This window comes from Streptomyces sp. SudanB182_2057 (genome assembly GCF_964272715.1).
Taxonomy (GTDB): domain Bacteria; phylum Actinomycetota; class Actinomycetes; order Streptomycetales; family Streptomycetaceae; genus Streptomyces; species Streptomyces rubradiris.
This window is the reverse complement of record NZ_OZ186798.1, coordinates 3,375,116-3,400,314: the sequence shown is the minus strand read 5'-3', so window position 1 is coordinate 3,400,314 and position 25,199 is coordinate 3,375,116. Positions and strand designations below refer to the sequence as shown.

Below are 25,199 nucleotides of genomic sequence, written 5' to 3'. Positions count from 1 at the left end.
CCACGGTCATCGTCATAGGGGTGCCCTCGCAGACGGGAGACGGGAGCGGGCGACTCACAGGGGCTTGAGCCGGGGCAACGCGCCGGCCGGCCGAGGAGCCACCAGCAGGTTGTAGCAACACCTCGCCGACTCGCACCCGGATCGGGGGCACTCTGGCCGATCTCGCGCTCTTGACTGACCGGTATCGGCATCCGCGGCTTCATCCACAGTGCGGAGTGATCCTGGACAAGTGGGGTGCGCCGAATTCTGTCGAAGTAGAGTTGAACGTAACCCCCGCACAGTGTGAAGGAGCTCCTGGTGACGCGGAACCCGCTGGCGAAGCCGGACGACGTGGTCGATCGGGACCGGGAGTGGGGTCTGCTCACGGAGTTCCTCACTGATCCGGATCCGGCGATGCGGCTCGGCATCGTGTCCGGGCGGCGGCGGCACGGGAAGTCGTACCTTCTTCAGGCCCTGTCCCAGCAGGTCGGCGGCTTGTACGTCACAGCGGTCCGGGAAGAGGGACGGTTGCCCGCGATCCAGCGGTTCAGTGACGCCGTCGCCGCCCACGCCGGCCTGCGGCCAGGGAGTCTACGGCTGACCGACTGGCGTGACGTCCTGTCCAACGCCCTTGATGTGACCGCACGTTCGCCGCACCCGCTCCTGGTGATCGACGAGTTGCCGTACTTGCTCCAGCACTCGCCCGAGATCCCGGGGCTGCTGCAACAGCTCTACGACGAGCGCCAGCGCGGCGCTCAGCCCGGTGCCGGGCCGGGGCCCCGGCTGATCCTGTGCGGTTCCGCGATGAGTGTCATGCACGAACTGCTCTCGGGGACCAAACCGTTGCGGGGCCGTGCCGTGGTCGATCTACGGCTGGGTGCCTTCGACTACCGCGACAGCCGGGCCTTCTGGCAGATCGCCGACCCGGTGACCGCACTGAAGGTGCACGCGGTCCTGGGCGGAGCCCCCGGATACCGGCCGGTGGCCGGCCGGCCGCATCCGGACGACGGCTTCGACACCTGGCTCACCCGGACGCTGCTCGACCCGGGGCGTGCGGTGTACTCGCGTACCGAGACCGAGTACCTGCTGCGCGAGGACCCGAGGATCACGCAGCACACGCTGTACTACGACATCCTCACTGCGATCGCGCAGGGCGCCACCACCCCCAGCAAGATCGGTGCCGCCCTGGAACGCCCGCGCAACGCCGTCGCTCACCCGCTTGGGGTGCTGGAATCCACCAGTTACATCCGGCGGGAACAGGACATCCTCCGCTCCAGGCACCCCGTCATCACGCTCGCCGATCCAGTCATCCGTTTCAACCAGCTCATCACCCTCCCGCAAGCCGCCGCTGTGGAGCAGGGCTTCGCCGAGCAGGTGTGGCAGCAGGCCGCTCCGACGTTCAACTCCAAGATCCTCGGGCCGCACTTCGAGGACTTGGCCCGCGACTTCACCCGGCGTTACGCCCACGCCCTGCTGCCCGGTGGACTGCCCGGCCCAGTCGGTACCACCGAGGTCGCCGACCGGGCCGCCCGGACGAAGTACGAGGTCGATGTCATCGCCCTGGCCGCCGGCGAGCGCCCGCAGGCTGCCCGTGCGAAGATCGCGCTGCTGGGCGAGGCCAAGGCAACCGCCGCCCGCCGTGGGACCGGTGACCTGGAGCGCCTGGAACGTATCCGTGCCCTGCTCGCGGATCAGGGGTACGACACCGCTGCCACCACCCTGGCCCTGTACTCCCTGCACGGCTTCTACCCTGACCTGCTCGACCTGGCCGACCGCCGTGACGACCTCCTCCTGGTCGATCTGCCCACCCTCTACGGCCGCTGACCCGAAGAGCCGCCAGTCTTCGGGGCCGATCACACGAGGCGTTTGGCATGTTGTTCACGCGTTGGTCACGTCGGCCGCCAAGTCCGTGCATCGCCCCAGCTCAGAGCGGTAGACAGCAGGGCAACGACCGGGGCCGCCACCCCCCACAGGAGAGGCCCCGGCCGTCGCGTGTACGGGTCGCGTGCGGCCCGTACTCTCTTCAGCGCCGTGCGTGCCGTTTCTGTCACACCCGGCCACATCGGGTCCTCACCGTGCGCACACCCGCACCCGGTCACGAGTTAGTTGCATCTTCTATGGACATGGACGAGCGGCCCTTTCACGCCGTAACGTGCCTTTCGCGCCGACCGGAGGACAGGCGTAAAGGGAGTGCGGTGCTGGGGGACGACGCGGAGCTGACCGCCGCGGTGCGCGCGGCACAGGGCGGGGACGAGACCGCGTTCCGCACGATGTACCGCGCGGTGCACCCCCGGCTGCTCGGGTATGTCCGCACCCTCGTCGGCGACCCGGACGCCGAGGACGTCGCCTCCGAGGCATGGCTTCAGATCGCCCGTGACCTGGACCGCTTCAGCGGCGACGCCGACCGGTTCCGCGGCTGGGCCGCCCGGATAGCCCGCAACCGCGCCCTGGACCACATCCGCATGCGCGGCCGGCGTCCCGCCATAGGCGGCGACGAGACGGAGCTGGCCGGCCGGCCCGCCGAGTCCGACACGGCCGGCGAGGCCATCGAGGCCCTGGCCACCGACAGCACCCTCTCCCTGATCGCCCGGCTCCCGCAGGACCAGGCCGAGGCCGTCGTCCTGCGCGTGGTCGTGGGCCTGGACGCCAAGACCGCGGCCGAGACGCTCGGCAAACGCGCGGGCGCGGTCCGCACCGCGGCGCACCGCGGTCTAAAACGGCTCGCGGAGCTGATCGGCGCGGATCCGGAATCGGCGGGCGGACTCGACGCCCTCCCGCCACAGCGAGAACCGCGCCGCGGCGCGGTGACGTCCGCAACAGTGACGCATACGCGTACGCGGACGCAGAAGGACATGTGATGGCCGACGAGCAGGACAAGTGGCTGGACCGTGGGACGGCGGAACGTCTGCTGCGCGGCGAGTCGCTGGAAGCCGTCGACCCCGCCGCCCGTGACCAGGCCGAACGCCTCTCCCGGGCGCTCGACGCGCTGTCCGCCCAGGCGGCCCCGGCCACCGGTGAACTCCCCGGCGAGCAGGCCGCGCTGGCCGCGTTCCGCAAGGCCCGCGAGGCCGCCGGGGCGGAGCGCACCGCCGCCGCGCACGCCCCCTCCGCCGCCCGCGCACCGGCGTCCGGCACCGACACGGGCCTGATCCGCATCGCAGCGCCGCCCCGTACCGGAATCCCGGCCCGGCGCCCCCGCCGGGCACGCCCGGCGCGCCTCGCGCTCGCCGCCGCGCTGACCGTCGGCACGCTCGGCGGGGTCGCCGTGGCCGCGGGCGGCGGAGCGCTCCCGACGCCGTTCGGCGACGCCCGGCCCCGCCCCGCCGCCACCGCCGGTACGACCACCGGACGGCCGCTCGCCTCCCCGTCCGCGCGGGCCGCGCCGGACACCGGCAAGGGGACCGGCGCCCCCGGTACGGCGGGGACTCCGGGCGGCCGGGCCGAGGGCGACCGTGGCACCGGTCCAGGCGGGACCGGCGGGCAGGGTGCCGATACCGGTCGCGACACCGCGCCCGGCACCCCCACCGCGAGCCCCGGCACCGGACGTCTCCGCGACGCCGACGCCTGCCGCGTCCTGCGGGACGGCGAGAACCTGGACACCGGCCGCCGCCGCGCCCTGGAGCACCTGGCCGGCGGGGCCGCCCGCGTGACCCGGTACTGCGAAGTCCTGCTGTCCGCCCGTGGCCCTGCCCCCGGTACCGGGTACGGGGAGGGCAGGAACAGCGGTAGGGGCAAGGGGGGCGCAGAGGGCAACGGGGGTAATGGGGGTAACGGGGGTAAAGGGGACAGGGGGCGGGGCACGCCCGGCCGTCCGGACCCCGGTCACGGCGGCGGGCGCCGCGACGGTGTCGTGCGCGCCCCCTCCGCCGCCGCCCCGGACCCCGGCGGACGGGACGGCGGGCAGCAACCGGACCGTGCGGAGCCGGACCGCGCGGAGCCGGGCGGGCAGCGGGACCGTGGGCAGCGGGACCTCGCGCCGAGCCCGGCGCACTCCGCCCACTCCGCCCACTCCGCCCGCTCCGCACTCTGACCGCCCCACCCGCACACCCCTCTGACCTGCGGTTTCGGCAGAGCGAGAAAATTTTTCCGCGTCAGGTGTGACGTTTTCGGAGCCCGTGACGCAGTACTAGGTGAGCCGACTGGTCATCGGCCGTCGCACAGAGCCGGGGTTCCCCCCGTACCCAGGGCTCGTGCACCTGGCGCGGGCGGGACACGTTCCCCCGGTCCCGCCCGCGCCCCGCAGCCTCACCGGGAGACGACGACCTTGTCGCCGACCTTCACCTGTGCGAACAGCCGCGCGATCGCCGCCTCGTCCCGCACGTTGACGCAGCCGTGCGAACCGCCCGCGTACCCGCGCGCCGCGAAGTCGGCCGAGTAGTGCACCGCCTGGCCGCCGCTGAAGAACATCGCGTACGGCATCGGGGAGTGGTAGAGCGTCGACACATGGTGCCGTGACTTCCAGTAGACCTTGAACACACCTTCCCGGGTGGGCGTGTACTGGGTGCCGAACCGGACGGACAGCGTGTCGGCCGTGTGCCCGTCGATCATCCAGCGCAGTGTCCGGCTGGTCTTGTCGATGCACAGCACCCGGCCGGTCATGCAGCGCGCGTCGGGCGCGGCGGCCGGCTGCCCGCCCATCAGGTACAGCTCCCACCGCGTCGGCCGGTGCGTCATGGCGAGCAGCCGCTGCCAGGTGACGGTGTCCAGCCTGCCGGTCGCCGGCAGTCCGCGCTTGCCCTGGAAGCCGAGGACGGCCCGTACGGTCTGCGGGCCGTACGTGCCCGTCGGCGCGGCGGACAGCCAGCCCACCTGGCGCAGCCGCGCCTGGAGTTCCCGTACGGCCGGTCCGCTGCTCCCGTGCGCCCACAGCACCCGGGGCGGGGGCGCGGGGGGTGCCGGGGGTGTGGCCGGGGCGGTGGGTGTGACCGGTGTGAGGGTGGTGGCCCGCGGGGGTGGAGTGGCCGGTGTGGTCCCCGCCGTCCCGGTGGGCGCGGTAGCGGGGCTGGAGGGGAACTGGATGTGGACCGGCAGGCCGCGCTTGCCGTCGGTGCCCTGCGGCTGCACGGTACAGCCGACAAGGGCGGCGAGCGCGGTGACCGCGGCGGCCGACGCGAGCAGGGCGGCGGGTCTCCCCGTAATCCTCATGCCCGGGATGCTTCCCCGCCTGACCGCCGCCGAACTCCGTCCGTCCGCGCGCCCCCCGCCAGAGGCCGTTTCCGGCCCAACTCCCCAGCCGCCCGACCGCCCAGCCACCCAGCCGCCCGACCGCCTAGCCATCCAGCCGTCCGACCGCCAAGCCGCCCAGCCGCGCGACCGCCCAGCCGCCCAGCCGCGCGACCGCCCAGCCGCCCGACCGTTCGCCAGACGACATCCTTTGTGACAGGGCATGGCCGAATGGGTACGCGTCGTACCGCGGAGGCGGTCATGGCACGTGAGTCGGAATCGGGTCTGCCCATCGAGCCGGTCTACGGTCCGGACGACCTGGCCGGGTGGGACCCGGGGCGGAAACTGGGCGAACCGGGCGCGTACCCGTTCACCAGGGGTGTGTACCCCACCATGTACACCGGCCGCCCCTGGACCGTGCGCCAGTACGCCGGGTTCGGCACGGCGGCCGAGTCGAACGCCCGCTACCGGCGGCTGATCGCCCACGGCACCACCGGCCTGTCCGTGGCCTTCGACCTGCCCACCCAGATGGGCCACGACTCCGACGCCCCCTTGGCGCACGGCGAGGTCGGCAAGGTGGGCGTGGCCGTCGACTCGCTGGAGGACATGCGGGCGCTGTTCGACGGCATCCCGCTGGACCGGGTCTCCACCTCGATGACGATCAACGCCCCGGCGGCCCTGCTGCTGCTCCTCTACCAACTGGTCGCCGAGGAGCAGGGCGTCGCCGCGGACCGGCTCACCGGCACCGTCCAGAACGACGTGCTGAAGGAGTACATCGCGCGCGGCACGTACATCTTCCCGCCCAAGCCGTCCCTGCGGCTGACGGCGGACATCTTCCGCTACTGCACCGCGGAGACCCCGAGGTGGAACACGATCTCGATCTCCGGCTACCACATGGCCGAGGCGGGCGCGTCCCCCGCGCAGGAGGTCGCCTTCACCCTCGCCGACGGCATCGAGTACGTCCATACGGCGATCGCGGCCGGCCTGGACGTGGACGACTTCGCGCCCCGCCTGTCCTTCTTCTTCGTGGCCCGTACGACGCTGCTGGAGGAGGTCGCCAAGTTCCGCGCGGCGCGCCGGATCTGGGCGCGGGTGATGCGGGAGGAGTTCGGCGCGCGCGACCCCAGGTCGTGGATGCTGCGCTTCCACACCCAGACGGCCGGGGTCCAGCTGACGGCACAGCAGCCGGAGGTGAACCTGGTCCGGGTCGCCGTGCAGGCCCTGGCGGCCGTCCTCGGCGGCACCCAGTCCCTGCACACCAACTCCTTCGACGAGGCGATCGCGCTGCCCACGGAGAGGAGCGCGCGGCTGGCGCTGCGGACCCAGCAGGTGCTGGCCCACGAGACGGACGTGCCGGCGACGGTGGATCCGTTCGCGGGTTCGTACGCGGTCGAGCGGATGACGGACGGCCTGGAGGAGGCCGCGCTGGACCTGATGCGGAGGATCGAGGAGACCGGCGGGGCGGTCGCGGCGATCGAACGGGGCTTCCAGAAGGCCGAGATCGAACGGAACGCGTACCGGATCGCGCGGGAGACCGAGTCCGGTGACCGGGTGGTCGTCGGCGTCAACCGGTTCCGGCTCGACGAGGAGGAGCCGTACGTGCCCCTGCGGGTGGACCCGGCGATCGAGTCCCGGCAGTGCGAGCGCCTGGCCCGGCTGCGGGCCGGCCGGGACCGGCGGGCGGTGGAGGCGGCACTGGGCGCGCTGCGGACGGCCGCCGAGGGGGAGGACAACGTGCTGTACCCGATGAAGGAGGCGCTGCGGGCCCGGGCGACGGTGGGGGAGGTGTGCGGGGCACTGCGGGAGGTCTGGGGGAGCCACGTCCCGTCGGAAACGTTCTGAGCGGGGTGGTGCGCGTCCTGCCGACGTACCCCGCGTACCGTCCTTTGGACCGTCCGGGTCCGTTGTCGTACCCGCGTGCGACACTCCCCCCATGTTCGGTGTCATCGACCTCCCCACGTACCTCGCGGGCCTGATCCTGATCATTCTGCTGCCCGGCCCCAACTCCCTCTACGTCCTGTCCGTCGCCGCCCGCCGTGGCGTACGGGCGGGGTACACCGCGGCGGCGGGCGTGTGGTGCGGGGACACCGTGCTGATGACCCTGTCCGCCGCCGGGGTGGCCTCCCTGCTCCAGGCCAACGCCGTGCTGTTCGGCATCGTGAAGTACGCCGGTGCCGGCTATCTGACCTGGCTGGCGATAGGCATGCTGCGGGCGGCCTGGCAGATGTGGCGGACCCGCCGCGCACCGGCCGCCGAGGACATGGCGCCCGCGAAGGCCGCCGACGAGCGCCCCTTCCGCCGTGCCTTCGTCGTCAGCCTCTTCAACCCCAAGGCGACCCTGTTCTTCGTCGCCTTCTTCGTGCAGTTCGTGGACCGGGACTACGCCTACCCGGCCCTCTCCTTCGTCGTCCTCGGCACCCTCGCCCAGGTGGCGAGCTGCCTCTACCTCAGCGCCCTGATATTCGGCGGCACCCGCCTCTCCGCCGCCTTCCGCCGCCGCAAGCGCCTCTCGGCGACGGCCACGTCGGCGGCGGGCGCGCTGTTCCTGGGCTTCGCGGTGAAGCTGTCACTGGCGAGCGCGTGACGCTACGGCGCCGTCAGGCCGCCCACGCGTGAGGCGTACTCCGTCAGGCCCCCGGTCGTCTCGCCCGCCCAGCCCACGTACCCGTCCGGCCTGATCAGGAAGATGCCCGGGCCGTAGGAGTCCGGAGCCGACGGGAGGGAGCGGACGCCCGGCACCGACGCGCCGAGCAGGGTCCAGTGCGGCCCGCGGAACACGTCGAACAGCCGGGCGCCGGCCACTCGGCCGTCCGGGGCCCGGTCGCCCGCCCGCGGCCCCGCCGGGGCCGGGCGACCCTCCACGCTGAGCGACGACTCCCGGTAGCCCAGGCCCAGCTGCACCGTCGCCGCTCCGCGCCGCACCTCCCCGCGGTGCACCGCCGTGGACAGGCCGAGCACGCCGGCCGCGGCGGCCCGGCGCTCCTCCTCGTAGGTGTCCAGCAGCGCCCGCGGCGCCCCGCCGCGCAGCACCGCGCCCAGCTTCCACGCCAGGTTGTAGGCGTCCTGGACGCTGGTGTTCAGGCCCTGGCCGCCCGCCGGCGAGTGCACATGGGCCGCGTCACCGGCGAGGAGGACCCGGCCCACCCGGAACCGGTCCGCGAGCCCGGTGCGCGGCCGGAAACCGGAGATCCACCGCAGCCCGGTGACGCTGTCGGCGTCCAGATGGGTGAAGGCGGCCACCAGCGACCGGACGCCGTCCAGGGTGGACTCCGGCTCGGTGCCCTCCGGCAGGCGTGCCTGCAACTGGAAGTCGTCCGTTCCGGCCAGCGGGCACAGTGCGAGGCCGGTCTCCCCGGCTCCCCGGAACATGTGCCAGTGGTCGCGGTCGAGGCCCTTGACCTGGACGTCCGCCACCAGGAACGAGGCCGGGTCCACCGTCTCCCCGGCCATCCCCACGCCCAGCGCGCGCCGGATCGTGGAGCGTCCGCCGTCGGCCGCGACCACGTACGCCGCGCGGAGCGCCGTACCGTCCGAGAGTTCCACGGTCACGCCGTCCGCGTCCTGCCGCAGTCCGGTCACCTCGTGGCCGAAGGCGACCTCGCCGCCCAGTGCGGTCAGCCGGGCGTGCAGGATCTGCTGCGTCCGCCACTGCGGGATCATCAACGGCTCGGTGTACGGCGTGCCCTCGTCCGCCGGGACCGGGTCGAACATGGGCGCCGCGCCAAGGGGGTCGCCGTCCTGCCAGACCAGCCGGGGCGGGTAGGGGCCGCCGGCCGCGCGGACCTCGGCCAGGACGCCGAGGTCGTCGAAGACCTCCTGGGTGCGGGGCTGGATCCCCTTGCCGCGGGAGCCGGGGAACAGCCCGTCCGCCCGCTCCACGACCAGCGCGTCGACCCCGCGCCGGGCGAGGTCGATGCCGAGGGCCAGACCCGTCGGACCCGCCCCCACGATCAAGACATCCATCTCATATCTCCTTAACGTCGTTAAGTTCCGCCCGTCCGCGAGCATGTCCTTAACGGCGTTAAGCTGTCAAGTGTGAAGCCGGAGAAACGCGCACCCCTGGACCGTGGACGAGTCGCCGGTACGGCGCTGCGGCTGCTGAACGAGGTCGGCCTGGAAGGGCTGACCCTGCGGGCCATCGCACGGGAACTGGACGTGAAGGCGCCCGCGCTGTACTGGCACTTCAAGGACAAGCAGGCGCTGCTGGACGAGATGGCCACCGAGATGTACCGGCGGATGGCCGCCGGGGCCGCGCTCGACCCCGCCGACACCTGGCGGGAGCGGCTGCTGAAGACCAACCGCGGACTGCGCGGCGCGCTGCTCGGCTACCGCGACGGCGCCCGGGTCTTCGGCGGCTCGCGCTTCACCGGCACGGAGCACGCCCGCGAACTGGAGGCGAACCTGCGGCTGCTCACGGAGTCCGGCTTCACCCTCGCCCAGGCCGTGCACGCGGGCCGCACGACGCACCTGTACACCCTCGGCTTCGTCGCCGAGGAGCAGGGGGTGCGGCCGCTCCCGGACGAGCGCCGCGAGGGGTACGACCTCGGGGAGCGCGCCCGGCGGCTGGCCGGGTACCCGCTGGCCGCCGAGGCCGGGAAGCTGCTCTTCGCCGACTTCGACGAGCAGTTCGAGGAGGGACTGGCGCTGCTGATCGAGGGGATCGCGGCACGGTACGGGGTCGGCTGAAGGGAACACCGCCACCTCGCGTTCACCCGGTGTTCCGGCGGAAGTCGCCCCCTGGCGTCGAGCGCTTTCTACGGTCGCTCCGACCCGCCCCTGAGAGAGCCCAGGTGTCCGTGTGACCAACCGTTCCCCGCGACTGTCGGTGATCATCCCCTGCTTCAATGTCGAGGGCTATATCCCGGAGACCGTCGCCAGCTGCGTCAACAACGCCCGCGGTGACTTCGAGTTCCTGTTCGTCGAGGACCGCTCGACCAAGGACCACACGTACGAGGCGTTGCTGGAACTGACCAAGCGGCTGCCGAACAGCAGAGTGATCCGGCACGAGCAGAACGGCGGGCTGGCCACCGCGCGCAACACCGGCATCGACGCCGCGGAAGGCCGTTACCTCACCTTCCTCGACGGCGACGACTGGCTCGCCCCCGGCTACCTGGCCGACCTGGTGGAGTGGATCGAACGGCTGGACGTCGACTTCGTGCGCACCGACCACGTTCAGGTGACCGGCGTCAACCGCATGGTCCACCGGGCCCCGGAAGGACGCCGGCACACCCCGCTCGACCCCCGTACCTCCATCCTCCCGGTGGACGACACGACGATGGTCGACTACCCCTACGCCTGGGCCGGCGTCTACCACCGCCGCCTCCTCGACCGCGGGATGCTGCGCTTCCACGACGGGCTGCGCACCGCCGAGGACCGGCCCTGGATCTGGGAGCTGCACCGCAGGGCCGAGTCCTACGCCGTCGCCAGCCTGCGCGGCGTCTTCTACCGCAGGGGCGTGGCGAGTTCGCTGACCCAGATCGGGGACGTACGCCAGCTGGACTTCTTCCGCTCCTTCGACCTGGTCCTCGGCGAACTCGCCGACGACCCGGAGGCGCACCGGCTGCGCAAGAAGGCGCTGCGCAACTACTGCGTCGTCATCGCCCACCAGCTCCTGCAGCGCGACCGGTTCGAGCGGAACGTCGCCGCCGAGCTGCGCCGCCGGGCCGCCGAGGTGCTGGGCCGGATGACGGAGGAGGAACTGAACGAGGCCCTCCTCGGCATGGGCGAGGAGCGGGTCGACGTCCTGCGGCGCATACGCGGCGGAATGAAGGGAGTCGCGGCATGAGCGGCACCACCCAGATCTTCTTCTCGGCCACCCAGTACGCGGCCGCCACCGTCACCGCCGCCCTGCGCGCCGGACTCTTCGGCCCCCGCTCCGAGCACCGCCGGATCCTCGTCGTCAGCAACACCGCGGCCGTGCCCGAGGTCGGCACCCCACTGGACCGGATGGCCGGATTCGAGCGGATACGACCGGAGTTCGACGAGGTCCGCTCCTGGAACGAGTTCATAGCGCCGCACCACCCGGCGGGCTGGTCACCGCGCGGCCAGGACCTGGTGATGTGGGAGAAGGCCGTACGCCTCGCCTGGAACCTCGGTGACGAGCCGGTCGAGATAGCCTGCGAGTCCATCCAGGCCAACCCCTCCCGCGCGGTCGCCGACATCTTCGCTGACAGCCCGATCCATGTGTACGCCGACGGCCTGATGAGCTACGGCCCCACCCGCAATCGCATCCCGCACGGCATGAGCAGCCGCATCGCGCGTGTGCTGCACCTGGACCTGATACCCGGGCTGCGCCCGATGCTCCTGGCCGAGTACGGGGTCCGGCCCGAACCCGTGCCGAACGAGGCCATCGTGGACGTGCTCGCCCGGATCGGGGAGGAGGGCGCCGGAATCCTCGCCGACCGCGTCCCCGCCGAGGGCCGCCCCACCGCCGTACTGCTCGGCCAGTACCTCTCGGCCATCAACCTGATCACCCAGGACGAGGAGGAGGAACTCCACGTCCGCATGGTGCGCGCCGCCGCCCGCGCCGGGCACCGCGCCGTGCTCTTCAAGCCCCACCCCAGCGCACCCGCCGTCTACAACACCTCGCTGGAGGCGGCGGCGAGGGAACTCGGGATCCGGCTGACCGTCCTGAGCGAACCCGTGCTCGCCGAGACCGTCTTCGCCCACCTGAAGCCGGAACTGGTCATCGGCTGCTTCTCCACCGCGCTGATGACGGCCGCCGCCTTCTACGGCATCCCGGTCGCCCGGGTCGGCACCGAACTGCTCCTGGAACGCATCACGCCCTACGAGAACAGCAACCGCGTTCCGCTCACCATCATCGACGCCGCCCTGCCCGACGCCGAACGCGACACGATCGGGACCCCGCTGCCGCTGGACACGCTGGGCGAGGAACTGGGCCCGCTGGTGCGCGCCGTCGGCTACTGCATGCAGTCCCGGAAGCACCCGGGCCTGCGCGAGGAGGCGGCCGCCTGGCTCGCCGCCCACCTCGCCGGGCATCACCGGTACTTCAAGAAGCGCCGCCTGACCAGCCTGCGCCTGCCCGGCGGCAGCCCCGTGCGGGCCGAGGCACTGCGCCGCCACCCCGCCGTGCGCAAGGCCGTGAAGCAGATCCGCGCACGCCGCCGGTAGGCTGGAGAGGGACCCCGGTGCGGGCGCCGGCCGACGGCGCGGACAGCGCCCGCTTCAGCCACGGCCCCACCGGCCGTTCCACGAACCGGTGCAGCAGCCAGGCCAGTGCCAGCAGCCCGGCCACCGTCACACCGAGCGTCGGCCACGGGCCGAGGCCCAGGTCCTGGCGCACCACCCGGATGACGAACCAGCCCAGGTGCTCGTGGATCAGGTAGAAGGGGTACGTCAGCGCCCCCGCCACCGTCAGCCAGCGCCGGTCCGCCCACCGTGCCCAGCCCAGGGCCACCACCGCCACGGCCGCGAAGGCCAGCGTGACGACCGCCTGGATGACGTACGGGTCCCGGTGGAGGTCACCGCCCTGGGCGCCGGGGTGCCACAGGCCCGTCACGCTGTAACGCTGGCCGAGCAGCCAGGACACCGCGACGATCCCCCACAGCAGCGGGTCGCCGCCGTGACGGTGGACGAGGTACAGCGCGAGACCGCCGATGAAGAAGGGGGCGTGCTCCGGCATCACCAGCTCGTCGACGAGGGGAGCGTGGGCGGCCCGGGCCAGCACCCCGGCCAGGGTCCACAGGCCGCAGAACAGCACCACCCTGCGGTAGGTGACTCCGCGCCAGACCACGCACAGGGCGAACAGCACGTAGAAACGGGCCTCGGCCCACAGGGTCCAGCACACGCCCAGCACCCGGGGAGCGCCCAGGGGCTGTTGCAGCATCGTCAGGTTGACCAGGAACTCGTCCGGCCGCGGCGGCCGCACGACGGCCGGCAGCAGCAGACAGGCGCCGGTGACCAGCAGCAGCGCGGCCCAGTACGCCGGGTACAGCCGGGCGGCCCGGGACCGGAAGAACTGGCCGGGGGTCCGGCCCCAGCTGCTCATGCAGATCACGAAGCCGCTGATGACGAAGAAGAACTGCACGCCCAGGCAGCCGTAGACGGCGGCCCGGGAGAGCGCGGGGAAGAGCCGGCCGGGGGACTCCTGCCACGCGTCGGCCACCGGGCCGTTGCGCCCGGCGAGGTGGTAGAGGCAGACCATCAGCGCGGCCAGCAGCCGCAGACCGTCCAGCGCCCGCAGCCGGGAGGCGGGCCGGTGCGGCCCGGCGCCGGCCGCGTCGGCGGGAGCGGGGTCCTTCGGGGTGGCGGACAGGGCGAGGTCGGGCGCGTTCATCGCGGGACCCTCCGCGTGGGGGACGGGCGGGGCCTCGTACCGCGCGGGTACGAGGGCGCCGGACCTCTACCCGGCTACGCGCGGTCCCTCTCGCCGACCGCACACCTGTCGCCGGGATGACGTAACGCGCCCGGCGGTGACGCGGGACCGGAAAGCCCCGGCCCCCGGGTGTCCGGGGGCCGGGGCTCGGCTCAGCGTTTGGTGCGCGGGGTGAGCGCGCGGGCCCGGCGGGCGAGCCTGCGCACGGTCGCGTTGCGCGGGATGAACGCCAGCTGGGCGGGCACCGCACCCGGCAGGGCCAGCGCGGTCAGCCGGCGGCGCTTGAAGTACCGCCAGGTGTCCGTGTCCAGGTTCCGGGCGAGGTAGCTCTCGGCGGCACCCCGAAGCCCCGGGTAGATCTTGGGCTGCATGGCGAAGCCCACCGCCCCGAGCAGCGCGGCCAGTTCGTCCACCCGCTTCCCCGAGGGCGGGCGCCAGCCGGACACGGCGGCGGCGTCACCGAGGTCGGGCAGCAGCGCGTCGGCGATGGTGACCGGGACCCGGTTGCTGTTCTGGTAGGGAGCGAGCCGGGCGAGGACGGTGTCCGTGCCGACCCGGGCGACGGGCAGGCCGTAGAACGTGGCCGCCGTGAACAGCGCGGTGGAGAAGCAGCCGACGACCAGCGCGGGACGCAGCCGCTGGAACGCCACCTCGGCGAGCACCGGCACGTTCAGCAGGGTCAGTTCGGCGCCGAGCCGGTCCGCCTCCTGCTGGAGCATCCGGGACCAGCGGGCGGGCGCCACCGGGTGCGGCTTGAAGACCAGCCTGCGGTGGCCGAGCGCGACCGCGCCGCGCACCATCCTCAGGTGCAGCTCCTCCTCCTCGGCGGCGCCGAGGATGTCCAGCGCGGAGAGGTACTGGCCGAGGAGCAGGGCGGGCCGTGGCTCCCCGGTGCCCGGCAACTCGGTGCCATCGTCCGCGAGTTCGCCCAGCACCTTCAGGAATGCCTCGGTGGGCACCAGTTCCGGGGGCACCCCGAACTCGGTGAGCAGCAAGGGGGTCAGCCCGGGGACCAGGTCCAGGTGGAGCAGGCGTTCGATGCGCGTGCCGACCAGCGGGTCGATCTTGTCGCGCGTGGGGCCATAGCTTATGAGGCCGTCCGCGTAGACGTCGACGGGGGCGCCGGTGAACAACTGGCACAGCGCGAGCGCCGGGTTGACCTGCACCGACTCCACGGTGAGCCGGACCTGGTCGTCGCCGAGCCCCCACAGCAGCCGTACGTACCGCTCCCACATGGGGATGTCGTTGGCGCGCGGGCCCCATCCGCTGGGGTGCAGGGGCGCGATGGCCTCGTTCCAGGACAGCACCCCGTCGAAGCGGTCGCCGATGCCCGCGAAGCCCGGCATCCGGTCCACGGACGGCGTGGTCTCGGGATTCGCCGCGTTGTTGGTGATCAGCAGCAGCCGGCGGTCGGCCGGCCCGAACAGGCCGGCGTCGAGGGCGGCGGCCAGGGTGGCCGCGCCGTACAGCGTCGACGCGCAGAAGATGTGGGTGGTACGGGGCATCAGACGGTCACCGTCCGGGCGGTGGCCGTGGGCCGGCGTCGCAGCCGCCGCAACCGGCCCGCGCGCTGCGCGTCCATCGAGTCCATGACCTGCGCCAGCACGTCCTGCGGGAGTCTCTTCAGCGCGGCGGCGCTCAGCGACCGCAATTGTCGGGCCACGGCGGGTTCGAACCTCTCGATCGATCCGAGGTGATGGGCCATGATGGCGCAATAGGTGCGCACGGCCTTCGGCAGCAGCTTATCGGCCTCGGGATCGCGCGCCGTTTCCTCGATCACCTGGTCGAACGCGCGAATGAAATCCAATTGCCGGACGTCGCCGATCTGGGTGAGCGACGAGGCGACGCCGCGCCGGTAGTACACGCCGAGCAGACCGAGCGCGGCGAAGGAATCCGCCTCGCGGTGCAACTTCCAGATCCACGGCCGGTCCTCGGCCGTGCGCAGCCCGTGGGTGAAGTGCAGCAGGCCCCGGTCGACCAGCCGGCGGTGGTAGATGCCCGCCCAGGCGTACGCGTAGTCGACGGAGGTGGAGCGGTCGGCGGGCAGGATCGCCTCCCGCGGGTTCAGCACCACACCGCGGCGGCCCTGCGGCACCCGGTGGATGGCGCGGGCCCGGCCGGTGCACTGGACGTGGTCGGTGCGGACGAAGTCGCATCCCAGCTCGTCCATGGCCGCGACCAGTTGGGGGTAGTAGCCGGGGGCGAGCCAGTCGTCGCCGTCGAGGAATGTCAGGTACTCCCCGCGGGCCCGGTCGATGCCGGTGTTGCGCGCGGTGGCCAGCCCTCCGTTCTGCTCGTGTCTGACCAGGACCGCGCCGGGGAGCTCGCGTTCCGCGCGCGCGAGGATCTCCGGTGTCTCGTCGCGCGAACAGTCGTCGACGAGCACGAATTCGAAATCCTCACGTGCGTTCGCACGCAGACTCTTCAGCGTGTCTGGCGCGTAGTGCTGGACGTTGTAGAAGGGCACGATCACCGAGAGCTTCACCACGCGGACGACGGTAGAGGGAAGCCCGGCCCGCATTCTGGCTGACTGCTTGATTTCTGGTGAACTGCGCGTGGCAATGCCGTGAACCACGCTGTTTTTTCACCCGATCGCGCGCCGGTTCGCCTTTCGGCGATGTGCTGTTAACCGTTTGTTGTATTCCGGTTGGGCGGTTCCTCTCCCATGCTTCCTAGCGTCTTCGACGTGCCAGCAAGTACTCCGAAGTCCCTGCGGGTCGCCGTCCTCGCGGACTCCGACACCCGGTGGAAGTGGGGCGCGCTCACCGCGCGCCGGCTCACTCCCCCGGCTGCCGAGGTCCGGCTCGACGGCTACCTCCTGCGCGGACGCGCCACGCCGACCGCCCGCCAGCTGGAGGAGGTCGGCGTCCGCGCCGACTCCCTGCGCGAGGTCACCGGCGTCGAGTTCCTGCGCGAGATGGGCGAGACCGCGCCCGACGTCCTCGTCCTCGCCCTGGTCGGCGGCGGCGTCCAGGCGATGCTGCACGGGCTGCGCGCCGCCTGGGGCACCGGGAAGCGGCCCGTGGTCGTCACCGGCTACGTCGGCGTCGTCTACGAGAAGCTCGCCGACGGACTGCTGCTGCGGCACGGCGCGGACCTCGTCCTCGCCAACTCCCGCCACGACGCGGACCGGTTCAGGGCCGTGTACGAGGGCGTGGGCGCCGACGCCTCCGCGGTCACCGAGGTCGCGCTGCCCTTCCTCGGCGGGGCGCCGTACACCGGCGAGCACGACCCGTACACCGTGGTGTTCGCCGCCCAGCCGTCCGTGCCGGACAACCGCCGGGACCGCACCTACCTGCTGGACCGCCTCGTCGAGCACGCCCGCCGCCACCCCGAGCGGGAGGTGCTGCTCAAGCTGCGCTCCAAGCCCGGCGAACACACCACCCACATCGAGGAACTGCCGTACCAGAAGCTGGCCCAGGGCAAGGACCTGCCCGCCAACTTCCGGCTGGTCTACGGTCACATGGGCGAGGTCCTCGACCGTACCGACCTGCTGGTCACGGTCAGCTCCACCGCCGCCCTGGAGGCCCTGCACCGCCGTGTCCCCACCGCGGTCCTCACCGACCTCGGGGTGCGCGAGGTGCTCGGCAACCACCACTTCACCGGCTCCGGCTGCCTCGCCTCCTGGGACCAGCTGGACGCCGGGCACCGGCCGGTGCCCGACGAGGAGTGGGTGGCCCGGCAGGGGGTGGCGGCTGGGGGTACCCCCTCTGGGGGAGGGTCGTACGCCACCGCCTTCGACGCGGCCCGCGAACGCATCGCCAAGCTGCTCGTGCGGCCCGGCGGACTGCCGCCCCTCGCCCCCTACTACACCCCCGAGACCGCGCCCGGCTATCTGCCCGGCATCCTCGCCCGCCACCACCTCGGCCCCGACGGCGTCCCGCTGCCCGGCGCGCCCGCCGCCGACAAGTCGCCCGGCCCCGTCCGGCAGATCGTGCGCCGCGCCGCCCGCGGCGCCTACCGGCACGGCGTCCAGCGGGTCGCCCCCGTGATCCGGCGGATGGGTGAGCTGTGACCTCATCGCAAGGAGTAGAGCCCATGTCCCACTCGGAAGCGGACCCGGGCGCCTCGGTCCGCCGGGTGCTCGCCGTCATCCCCGCGCGCGGCGGCTCCAAGGGCGTGCCCGCGAAGAACCTCGCCCCCGTCGGCGGTGTCCCGCTGGTGGCCCGCGCGGTCCGCGAGTGCCGGGCCGCCCGGCTGGTGACCGACGTCGTCGTGTCCACCGACGACCAGGCCATCGCCGCCGCCGCCCGGGAGGCCGGCGCCGAGGTCGTGCTGCGGCCCGCCGCGATCGCCGGGGACACCGCCACCTCGGAGGCCGCGGTCCGGCACGCCATGGACACCCACGAGGCGCTGCACGGCTCGGCCGTCGACGCGGTCCTGCTCGTGCAGTGCACCAGCCCCTTCCTGCTCCGGGAGGACATCGACGGGGTGGCCGCCGCGGTCGTCGAGCACGGCGCCGACACCGCCGTCACCGTCGCCCCCTTCCACGGCTTCGTCTGGCGCGACGGCGACACCGAGGCCGAGGGCGGGGCGGGCGTCAACCACGACAAGTCCTACCGCCCGCGCCGCCAGGACCGCCCCCAGGACTTTCTGGAGACCGGCGCCGCCTACGCCATGGACGCGGCCGGCTTCCGCGCCCACGGCCACCGCTTCTTCGGCCGCACCGAGCTGGTCCGCACCGACCCCGCCCGGGTGCTGGAGATCGACGACCCGCACGACCTCGCCCGGGCCCGGGCCCTCGCGCCGCTCTTCGACGCGGACCGCCCCGGCGCGCTGCCGACCGCCGCCGACGTGGACGCGGTCGTACTGGACTTCGACGGCACCCAGACCGACGACCGGGTGCTGATCGACTCCGAGGGACGGGAGTTCGTCGCCGTGCACCGCGGTGACGGCCTCGGCGTCGCGGCCCTCCGCAGGAGCGGCCTGAAGCTGCTCATCCTGTCCACGGAACAGAACCCGGTCGTCGCCGCCCGCGCACGCAAACTGAAGATCCCCGTGCTGCACGGCATCGACCGCAAGGACCTCGCACTGAAGCAGTGGTGCGAGGAGCAGGGCATCGCGCCGGAGCGCGTGCTCTACGTCGGCAACGACGTCAACGACCTGCCCTGCTTCGCCCTCGTGGGCTGGCCCGTGGCGGTCGCGAGCGCTCACGACGTCGTACGCGGCGCCGCACGCGCGGTCACCACCGTCCCCGGCGGTGACGGCGCGATCCGGGAGATCGCCAGCTGGATCCTCGGCCCTTCTCTCGATTCCCTTCCCAAGTAAGGACACCCCCTCATGAGCACCCACTCCCGTCTGCGCACCTTCGGTACGCGCGAGGTCGGCCCCGGCAAGCCCGTCTACATCTGCGGCGAGATCGGCATCAACCACAACGGTGAGCTGGAGAACGCCTTCAAGCTGATCGACGTGGCCGCCGAGGCCGGCTGCGACGCCGTGAAGTTCCAGAAGCGCACCCCCGAGATCTGCACCCCCCGCGACCAGTGGGACATCGAGCGCGACACCCCCTGGGGCCGGATGACCTACATCGACTACCGCCACCGGGTGGAGTTCGGCGAGGACGAGTACCGGCGGATCGACGCCTACTGCAAGGAGAAGGGGATCGACTGGTTCGCCTCCCCGTGGGACACCGAGGCCGTCGCCTTCCTGGAGAAGTTCGACCTGCCCGCCCACAAGGTGGCGTCCGCCTCCCTGACCGACGACGAGCTGCTGCGCGCCCTGCGCGCCACCGGCCGCACGGTCATCCTCTCCACCGGCATGTCCACCCCGAAGCAGATCCGCCACGCGGTGGAGGTCCTGGGCAGCGACAACATCCTGCTCTGCCACGCCACCTCCACCTACCCGGCCAAGGCCGAGGAGCTGAACCTCCGCGTGATCAACACGCTGGAGAAGGAGTACCCGAACGTCCCGATCGGCTACTCCGGCCACGAGACCGGCCTGCAGACCACCCTCGCCGCGGTCGCGCTCGGGGCGACCTTCGTCGAGCGCCACATCACCCTGGACCGCGCCATGTGGGGCTCCGACCAGGCCGCCTCCGTGGAGCCGCAGGGCCTGCAGCGCCTGGTCCGCGACATCCGCACCATCGAGGCCTCCCTCGGCGACGGCGTCAAGAAGGTCTACGACTCCGAGCTGGGCCCGATGAAGAAGCTGCGCCGGGTCCCCGGTGTGGTCGCGGACGCCGAGATCGCCGCGGCGGCCGGCGAGCCGGTCACGGTGTGAATCCAGGTCACTGACGACGGGACGGTCGTACGCCGATGAGCCCCCGCGCCGGTCAGTCCGGCCACCCCGCCCGCACGCTCGCCTTCGTGGAGAGCCCGGTGCAGCTGCTGAACGTACTGGAGTGGGCCCACCTGCGCGCCGCCCGGATACCGGCCGAGGCGCGGGAAGCGGTAGGAGCGGAAGCGGCGGAGGGAGCGTACCGCGCGGGGCCACCGGGCGTCGGCGGCACCGGCCCGGCCACGGCGGCCGGGCCGAGCGGTGCGGGCGGTACGGACGCGGCTACGGCGGCTGAGGCGGGCGCTGCGGAGGGGGCTGAGGCGCCCCGTCCCCTCGGCGCAGATCCGGCCACCGCCCCTCGTCCCGCCGGCACGGATCCGGCCCGCGCCCCTCGTCCCGTCGGCGCGGATCCGGCCGCGGCGGGCCGGCCGCCGGGCGACGCCGATCCGGCCACCGCCTTGATGCCGGGGCAGGCCGTCCCCGCACCGGCCCTGCCCGCACCCGCCGCGCTCGGTGCCGTGCCCCCGCAGTCCCGGCGGGCCGCGGTCCGCCGGGCGCTGGGCCGGCGGGCGGCGGGGGACCGGGCGCCGGCGGCCGGCGCGGAGCTCACCATCGTCGTGCTGGCCCCGACCGACCCCATGACCCGGGGCCAGTTGCGCCGCATGGCCGACCTGGCCCGGGAGGAGGGGCACCGGGTGCGCTGGGAGGAGGCGCGGGGCGGCACGACCGCGCCCTTCCACACCATCGGCGGACTGGCCGGGGTGCTGCGCCGGGCCGACCGCATCGTCATGGGGGACCCGTTCTCCCGCTACGTACAACTGCTGCTGACGATCACCCGGGCCAAGGACCTGGTCGTGGTCGACGACGGCACCGCGACGATGGAGTTCGTCGCCCAGCTGGCCCGCGGCGAACGCCTGGTCCGCTGGCACCGCAAGGGCGGCCGGCCCGGCGCCCGCGACCTGCTCTTCGCGCCGGTCTCCTCCTCCGCCCGGCGCCGCCTCACCCCCAGCGCCCGGCGGCGCGTCGAGGTGTTCTCCTCCATGCCGGTGTCGGAGATCCCGGACGGCGTCACCGTCACCGCCAACGACTTCGGCTGGACCCGGGCCCGCTTCGGCCCGCCCGCCGTCACCGCCGGCGCCGACATGGTCGGCACCTCGCTGGTGGAGACGGGGGTGGTGGACGGCGAGCGCTATCTGGAGGCCGTCCGCACCCTGGCCAAGGCGCACGGTGCCACCCGCTACTTCGCCCACCGCCGCGAGCACCCCGACAAGCTGCGCCGGCTGGCCGCCGAGACGGGTCTGGAGATAGTGCGCCCGGAGCTCCCGCTGGAGCTGATCGCCCGGCGCGGACCGGTCGGCCGGACGATCCTGAGCTTCCCCTCCACGGTCGTCCACACCCTCCCGCTGGCCCTGGCCGGCACGGGGGTGCGCGTGGCGGTGTGCGACATCGACCCGTCCTGGCTCACGGACACCGCCTCCCCACGCGCCCAGGGCTTCCTGTCCGGAGTAACCGGAACGGCCCGCGACGTGCACCGCCTGACGTCGGTGACGAGCCCGGCGTAGTACTCCCCACTCCCCGGCATTCGGTCACGAGTTTCATTTGATTCCCGCCTCGGCCTCAGGGAGCATGGCGTGCACCGGTGATCGCTGCCGGTGCAACGGGGTAGCGGGGTAACGGGGAGGACTACACCCATGTCCTGGGACGAGTGGGAGCGGTCGAAGGCGGACGCCGCCGATCGCGGGTCCTCCAGGAGCGCTTCGACTCGACCGGCATGGCCGACGACAAGGATCACAAGGGCCTGCCGGAGGCGTACCTGCTGGGGTCTGACCCGGAGGGAATCGGCCGGGCGATCGTCGCGACGGCAACTCGGAAGTGCACCCGTTGGGCAGAGCGAGGCCCGACCATTGTGAAACGCCACCTGAGCGCCTCCGCGCTCCTCGTGTCCACCGTTCTCACCACTCTCACCGGATGCAGCATGACTTCCAGCACGGAATCCGGCGACGTCCCCTCCGCCGGCACCAGCACGTCCCAGGACGCGGCCGCCGAGGTGCAGAAGGTGTCCAGTCGGCTGTACGACCTGATCGGCGTCAAGGGGAAGGCCTCCGAGGGCAGCCCCGGCGTCCAGGACTGCGGGGACAAGGACCGGGAGACATACTTCCGGGTCTTCCACAAGTGGAGCTTCTATCCCGCGTCGGCGGACGACCTCGACGTCGCCATGCGGAACCTCAGGGAGGGGCTGCCCAAGCAGGGCTGGAAGATCGTCGAGTACGGCCCCGACAGCAGCGCCAACAAGAACCTCACCCTGGTCGCCGACAACGACGAGCGGAAGGCAGGTGTCCACATCACCCAGATGAAGAAGAGGAACCCGCCCAAGCTCAGCCTGATGCTCGTCTCCGGCTGCTACCAGGTCCCGGACGGGCAGCAGGTCGAGCGCTTCTAGCACCGCGACGGCGTCACGCCGCCGCGGGCCAGGTCCCCCGGGCAGCCGGTTTGTGGATATGGCGCGCGTGATCGCTGTGATGCGTGGTATCCGTGGAGGAGGAAAACAAAAGGTTTACCCATCACAGTCCGCCGCCATGCGCCCGCCGGTCAGATTTTCGTCCCCTAACGGGCTGAACTTTTGTTGTTCCGGGGGCAGTTGATCAGTGGGCGTCCTACCCTTCAGAGGGTGAAGCAATTGATGTCCCTAGAGTCCGGGTCCGGCCTTCCGGGGGATGTGCTCCCCGGCGTGCTCAGCGAGTCGCTGCACGCCGAACTCGTCGCGTTCCGGCGCGACTTGCACATGCACCCCGAGCTGGGCAACCAGGAGTTCCGTACGACCGCCGCGATCAAGGAACGGCTGGAGCTGGCCGGGCTCAGGCCCCGGGTGCTCGGCAGCGGCACCGGACTCGTCTGTGACATCGGGCTCGCGGAGGGTGAGCGGCCCGAGGAGCCGCTGCTCGCGCTGCGCGCCGACATCGACGCGCTGCCCATCCCGGACACCAAGGACGGCTGCGCGTACCGCTCGACCGTGCCGGACCGGGCGCACGCCTGCGGTCACGACGTGCACACCACCGTCGTCCTCGGCGCCGGGCTGGTCCTCGCCGACCTGCACGCCAAGGGCCTGCTGCCGCGCCCGGTACGGCTGGTCTTCCAGCCCGCCGAGGAGGTGCTGCCCGGCGGCGCCCTGTCCTCCATCGCCGACGGCGTGCTGACCGATGTCGGCCGGATCCTCGCCGTGCACTGCGACCCGAGGGTGGAGGCCGGGAAGATCGGGCTGCGGCACGGGCCGATCACCAGCGCCTGCGACTGCCTGGAGGTCGCGCTCGACGGCCCCGGCGGGCACACCGCCCGCCCGCACCTGACCACCGACCTGGTCACCGCCGCCGCCCGGGTCGCCGTCGACGTGCCCGCGCTGATCGCCCGCCGGGTCGACACCCGCGTCGGCCTGGCCCTGACCTGGGGCCGGATCGAGTCCGGGCACGCGCCGAACGTGGTCCCGCAGCACGCGGAGCTGTCCGGGACCGTGCGCTGCCTCGACCTGGAGACCTGGCGGGAGGCCCCCGACATCGTGCACGCGGCCATCGACGAGGTCGCCACCCTGCACCGGGCCAAGTCCGAGATCACCTATGTGCGCGGGGTGCCGCCGGTCGTCAACGACCGGGCGTCCACCGAGCTGCTGCACCGGGCCATGGTCGCCCGGCGCGGCACCAAGTCGGTGGAGACCACCCAGCAGAGCCTCGGCGGCGAGGACTTCTCCTGGTACCTGGAGCACGTGCCGGGCGCGCTGGCCCGGCTCGGCGTGCGGCGGCCCGGCGAGCACCGGGTGCGCGACCTGCACCAGGGCGACTTCGACGCCGACGAGCACGCGATCACGGTGGGCGTGGAGATGTTCACCGCCGCCGCCTTCCTGGACGCGACCACGGCGGAGAGGTGACGGACGGCTCCTGAGGGACGGCCCCTGAGGAACGGCCCCGACGGGCAGGTCGTACGGGGTCCGGCGGGCCGGCCGGACGGCCCCCCGGGGCCGTTCCCCCCTCCGGCGCAACACGGACGCGAGCCATTCGCACGCGGACCGCGGCACGGCCCGTATACGACCCGGAGACCGAGTTCAGACGGTGTTTGCCTCGAATCGATAACGGCTTCGCGAGAGGGTTTTTTGCGACATCTACGCGCGTTACGATGCCGCGAAGCCGACGCCGAAGGGGCGACTCGGCCGGAGCACTGACATGGTGCTCCCATCAAGCGCCGACATGGCGCTCAGGTCAGGTGAAGGAGCCTTCCCGTGCGCCGGGTAGCCAAGCTTTCTGCTGCGTGTATCGCGTCCGCAGCTCTCGCCGTGACTGCCACTGCCTGTGGCAGCACCTCCTCCGAGAAGGAGACCTCCTCGTCCTCCGGTGGCAAGGGGGCCGTCAAGGTCGGCCTCGCCTTCGACGTCGGCGGCCGCGGCGACCGCTCCTTCAACGACTCCGCCGCGCGCGGCGCCGACAAGGCGAAGGCCGAGTTCGGCGGCGAGATCAAGGAGCTGACCGCCAAGACCTCGGACACCGAGGCCGACCGCGAGCAGCGCCTGTCGGACCTGGCGGAGGCCGGCTACAACCCGATCGTCGGCATCGGCTACGCCTACGCCGCCTCCATGACCAAGGTCGCCGCGCGGTACCCGAAGACCAGCTTCGGCATCGTCGACTCGGTGGTGGACGGCAAGAACGTCAACAGCATCACCTTCACCGAGGAGCAGGGCTCCTACCTGGCCGGTGTCGCCGCCGCGCTGAAGAGCAAGTCGAAGCACGTCGGCTTCATCGGCGGTGTCGACGTCCCGCTGATCAAGAAGTTCGAGGCGGGTTACCTCCAGGGCGTCAAGGACACCGACCCGAAGATCAAGGTCGACACCCAGTACCTGTCGCACGGCTCGGACACCTCCGGCTTCGCCAGCCCCGACAAGGGCAAGGAGGCCGCGCAGGGCATGCTGGACAACGGCGCCGACGTCGTCTACACGGCGGCCGGCTCCTCCGGCAACGGCGCCATCGAGGCCGTCGCGGGCAAGAAGGGCGCCTGGGCGATAGGCGTGGACTCGGACCAGTACAACGTCCCGGGCCTGGCCAAGTACAAGAACTCGATCCTGACCTCGATGGTCAAGAACGTCGACCTCGGCGTGTACGACTTCGTCAAGTCGGTCCACGACGGCAAGCCGCTGAGCGGCACCCACACCTACGCGCTCGCCCAGGACGGCGTGAAGCTGTCCCCGAGCGGCGGCTTCATCGACGACATCCAGGCCAAGCTGGACGCGGCGAAGAAGAAGATCGTCGACGGCTCCATCAAGGTCAAGTCCACCCCGTGACCTGATGGGTCCGCTCGGACCCCGGCTCGGCGCGGGGGCCTCCCCAGCCCCCCGCCGAGCCATAACAATGTGTCAACTCTACGCGTGTAGCGCGGAGTTGCCGCGCTAGCGTCGCCGACGCCTGCCCCCTCCCCGCAGCCTCTTTCCCCGAGGAGAGTGCGCCATCAACGCGTCCAGCCCGCCCGCTGC

The 25,199-nt window shown here is 72.5% G+C and carries 19 protein-coding genes and 1 pseudogene; 15 read left to right on the top strand and 5 right to left on the bottom strand.

Annotation, left to right across the window (positions count from 1 at the left end; genetic code table 11):
- Positions 1-393 precede the first annotated feature (393 nt).
- The 3 genes from ACSURM_RS14495 (at position 394) to ACSURM_RS14485 (ending at position 4,009) form a co-directional block, all read left to right on the top strand.
- Positions 394-1,803: an AAA family ATPase gene (locus tag ACSURM_RS14495; protein WP_436961099.1), complete on the top strand. Its 1,410-nt coding sequence runs from the start codon at positions 394-396 to the stop codon at positions 1,801-1,803.
- Positions 1,804-2,174: 371 nt separating this feature from the next.
- Positions 2,175-2,837, top strand: a complete 663-nt coding sequence (locus ACSURM_RS14490) for an RNA polymerase sigma factor (protein WP_359051465.1) — start codon at positions 2,175-2,177, stop codon at positions 2,835-2,837.
- The gene (locus ACSURM_RS14485) at positions 2,837-4,009 is read left to right on the top strand and encodes a hypothetical protein (RefSeq protein WP_436955384.1); all 1,173 of its coding nucleotides are present in this window, start codon (positions 2,837-2,839) and stop codon (positions 4,007-4,009) included. Before ACSURM_RS14490 ends, ACSURM_RS14485 begins: the two co-directional genes overlap by 1 nt.
- A 215-nt stretch (positions 4,010-4,224) precedes the next feature.
- On the opposite strand, the gene ACSURM_RS14480 is transcribed toward ACSURM_RS14485, so the two are convergent.
- Positions 4,225-5,124, bottom strand: coding sequence for a L,D-transpeptidase family protein (locus ACSURM_RS14480; RefSeq protein WP_436955383.1), 900 nt, complete (start codon positions 5,122-5,124; stop codon positions 4,225-4,227).
- Positions 5,125-5,403: 279 nt separating this feature from the next.
- Between ACSURM_RS14480 and ACSURM_RS14475 the strand changes: the two genes are divergently transcribed.
- Together ACSURM_RS14475 and leuE are read left to right on the top strand one after the other, a co-directional pair.
- Positions 5,404-6,984 (top strand): acyl-CoA mutase large subunit family protein, encoded by a 1,581-nt coding sequence (locus ACSURM_RS14475; RefSeq protein ID WP_436955382.1) that lies wholly within the window; start codon positions 5,404-5,406, stop codon positions 6,982-6,984.
- 91 nt (positions 6,985-7,075) lie between these two features.
- Entirely contained in the window at positions 7,076-7,726 is a 651-nt protein-coding gene (gene leuE / locus ACSURM_RS14470) for a leucine efflux protein LeuE (protein WP_436955381.1), read from the top strand.
- A gap of 2 nt (positions 7,727-7,728) precedes the next feature.
- On the opposite strand, the gene ACSURM_RS14465 is transcribed toward leuE, so the two are convergent.
- Complete coding sequence (locus ACSURM_RS14465) at positions 7,729-9,105, bottom strand: FAD-dependent monooxygenase (RefSeq protein WP_436955380.1); 1,377 nt, start codon at positions 9,103-9,105, stop codon at positions 7,729-7,731.
- A gap of 72 nt (positions 9,106-9,177) precedes the next feature.
- Between ACSURM_RS14465 and ACSURM_RS14460 the strand changes: the two genes are divergently transcribed.
- The 3 genes from ACSURM_RS14460 (at position 9,178) to ACSURM_RS14450 (ending at position 12,273) form a co-directional block, all read left to right on the top strand.
- The gene (locus ACSURM_RS14460) at positions 9,178-9,828 is read left to right on the top strand and encodes a TetR/AcrR family transcriptional regulator C-terminal domain-containing protein (RefSeq protein ID WP_436955379.1); all 651 of its coding nucleotides are present in this window, start codon (positions 9,178-9,180) and stop codon (positions 9,826-9,828) included.
- 112 nt (positions 9,829-9,940) lie between these two features.
- Positions 9,941-10,927, top strand: coding sequence for a glycosyltransferase family 2 protein (locus tag ACSURM_RS14455; RefSeq protein WP_391341686.1), 987 nt, complete (start codon positions 9,941-9,943; stop codon positions 10,925-10,927).
- Positions 10,924-12,273: a polysialyltransferase family glycosyltransferase gene (locus ACSURM_RS14450; RefSeq protein WP_436955378.1), complete on the top strand. Its 1,350-nt coding sequence runs from the start codon at positions 10,924-10,926 to the stop codon at positions 12,271-12,273. The genes ACSURM_RS14455 and ACSURM_RS14450 overlap by 4 nt, the downstream gene beginning before the upstream one ends.
- 28 nt (positions 12,274-12,301) lie before the next feature.
- Here the strand turns inward: ACSURM_RS14450 and ACSURM_RS14445 are convergent.
- The 3 genes and pseudogenes from ACSURM_RS14445 to ACSURM_RS14435 form a co-directional block, all read right to left on the bottom strand.
- Positions 12,302-13,438, bottom strand: a pseudogene (locus ACSURM_RS14445) (acyltransferase family protein); the annotation flags it as partial.
- 191 nt (positions 13,439-13,629) lie between these two features.
- A complete protein-coding gene (locus ACSURM_RS14440; protein ID WP_436955377.1) occupies positions 13,630-14,982 on the bottom strand; it encodes a polysialyltransferase family glycosyltransferase in 1,353 nt (450 codons plus the stop codon).
- On the bottom strand, positions 14,982-15,965 hold the full coding sequence (locus ACSURM_RS14435) for a glycosyltransferase family 2 protein (RefSeq protein ID WP_436955376.1): 984 nt from the start codon (positions 15,963-15,965) through the stop codon (positions 14,982-14,984). The genes ACSURM_RS14440 and ACSURM_RS14435 overlap by 1 nt, the downstream gene beginning before the upstream one ends.
- Positions 15,966-16,163: 198 nt before the next feature.
- Between ACSURM_RS14435 and ACSURM_RS14430 the strand changes: the two genes are divergently transcribed.
- From ACSURM_RS14430 to ACSURM_RS14400, 7 genes are all read left to right on the top strand, one after another.
- Entirely contained in the window at positions 16,164-17,492 is a 1,329-nt protein-coding gene (locus ACSURM_RS14430) for a DUF6716 putative glycosyltransferase (RefSeq protein WP_436955375.1), read from the top strand.
- Between the two features lie 23 nt (positions 17,493-17,515).
- Entirely contained in the window at positions 17,516-18,745 is a 1,230-nt protein-coding gene (locus ACSURM_RS14425; RefSeq protein WP_391341694.1) for a cytidylyltransferase domain-containing protein, read from the top strand.
- Between the two features lie 12 nt (positions 18,746-18,757).
- On the top strand, positions 18,758-19,696 hold the full coding sequence (locus tag ACSURM_RS14420) for an N-acetylneuraminate synthase family protein (RefSeq protein WP_436955374.1): 939 nt from the start codon (positions 18,758-18,760) through the stop codon (positions 19,694-19,696).
- A gap of 458 nt (positions 19,697-20,154) precedes the next feature.
- Positions 20,155-21,255: a hypothetical protein gene (locus ACSURM_RS14415; RefSeq protein WP_436961097.1), complete on the top strand. Its 1,101-nt coding sequence runs from the start codon at positions 20,155-20,157 to the stop codon at positions 21,253-21,255.
- A 413-nt stretch (positions 21,256-21,668) separates the two neighbouring features.
- A complete protein-coding gene (locus ACSURM_RS14410) occupies positions 21,669-22,133 on the top strand; it encodes a hypothetical protein (protein ID WP_436955373.1) in 465 nt (154 codons plus the stop codon).
- A gap of 240 nt (positions 22,134-22,373) precedes the next feature.
- The gene (locus tag ACSURM_RS14405; RefSeq protein WP_436961095.1) at positions 22,374-23,609 is read left to right on the top strand and encodes an amidohydrolase; all 1,236 of its coding nucleotides are present in this window, start codon (positions 22,374-22,376) and stop codon (positions 23,607-23,609) included.
- Positions 23,610-23,957: 348 nt separating this feature from the next.
- Positions 23,958-25,010 carry a BMP family lipoprotein gene (locus ACSURM_RS14400; RefSeq protein ID WP_436955372.1) on the top strand — a complete coding sequence of 351 codons (1,053 nt, stop codon included), beginning with the start codon at positions 23,958-23,960 and terminating at the stop codon, positions 25,008-25,010.
- The last annotated feature ends 189 nt before the right edge of the window (positions 25,011-25,199 follow it).

Excerpts from the sequence above, each read along its gene's own strand:
- ACSURM_RS14465 (WP_436955380.1), bottom strand. The coding sequence starts at position 9,105 with ATGGATGTCTTGATCGTGGGGGCGGGTCCGACGGGTCTGGCCCTCGGC.
- ACSURM_RS14425 (WP_391341694.1), top strand. The coding sequence starts at position 17,516 with ATGTCCCACTCGGAAGCGGACCCGGGCGCCTCGGTCCGCCGGGTGCTC.
- ACSURM_RS14415 (WP_436961097.1), top strand. The coding sequence starts at position 20,155 with ATGCCGGGGCAGGCCGTCCCCGCACCGGCCCTGCCCGCACCCGCCGCG.
- ACSURM_RS14480 (WP_436955383.1), bottom strand. The coding sequence starts at position 5,124 with ATGAGGATTACGGGGAGACCCGCCGCCCTGCTCGCGTCGGCCGCCGCG.
- ACSURM_RS14475 (WP_436955382.1), top strand. The coding sequence starts at position 5,404 with ATGGCACGTGAGTCGGAATCGGGTCTGCCCATCGAGCCGGTCTACGGT.
- ACSURM_RS14450 (WP_436955378.1), top strand. The coding sequence starts at position 10,924 with ATGAGCGGCACCACCCAGATCTTCTTCTCGGCCACCCAGTACGCGGCC.
- ACSURM_RS14440 (WP_436955377.1), bottom strand. The coding sequence starts at position 14,982 with ATGCCCCGTACCACCCACATCTTCTGCGCGTCGACGCTGTACGGCGCG.
- ACSURM_RS14495 (WP_436961099.1), top strand. The coding sequence starts at position 394 with ATGCGGCTCGGCATCGTGTCCGGGCGGCGGCGGCACGGGAAGTCGTAC.
- leuE (WP_436955381.1), top strand. The coding sequence starts at position 7,076 with ATGTTCGGTGTCATCGACCTCCCCACGTACCTCGCGGGCCTGATCCTG.
- ACSURM_RS14410 (WP_436955373.1), top strand. The coding sequence starts at position 21,669 with ATGACTTCCAGCACGGAATCCGGCGACGTCCCCTCCGCCGGCACCAGC.
- ACSURM_RS14405 (WP_436961095.1), top strand. The coding sequence starts at position 22,374 with ATGTCCCTAGAGTCCGGGTCCGGCCTTCCGGGGGATGTGCTCCCCGGC.
- ACSURM_RS14485 (WP_436955384.1), top strand. The coding sequence starts at position 2,837 with ATGGCCGACGAGCAGGACAAGTGGCTGGACCGTGGGACGGCGGAACGT.
- ACSURM_RS14420 (WP_436955374.1), top strand. The coding sequence starts at position 18,758 with ATGAGCACCCACTCCCGTCTGCGCACCTTCGGTACGCGCGAGGTCGGC.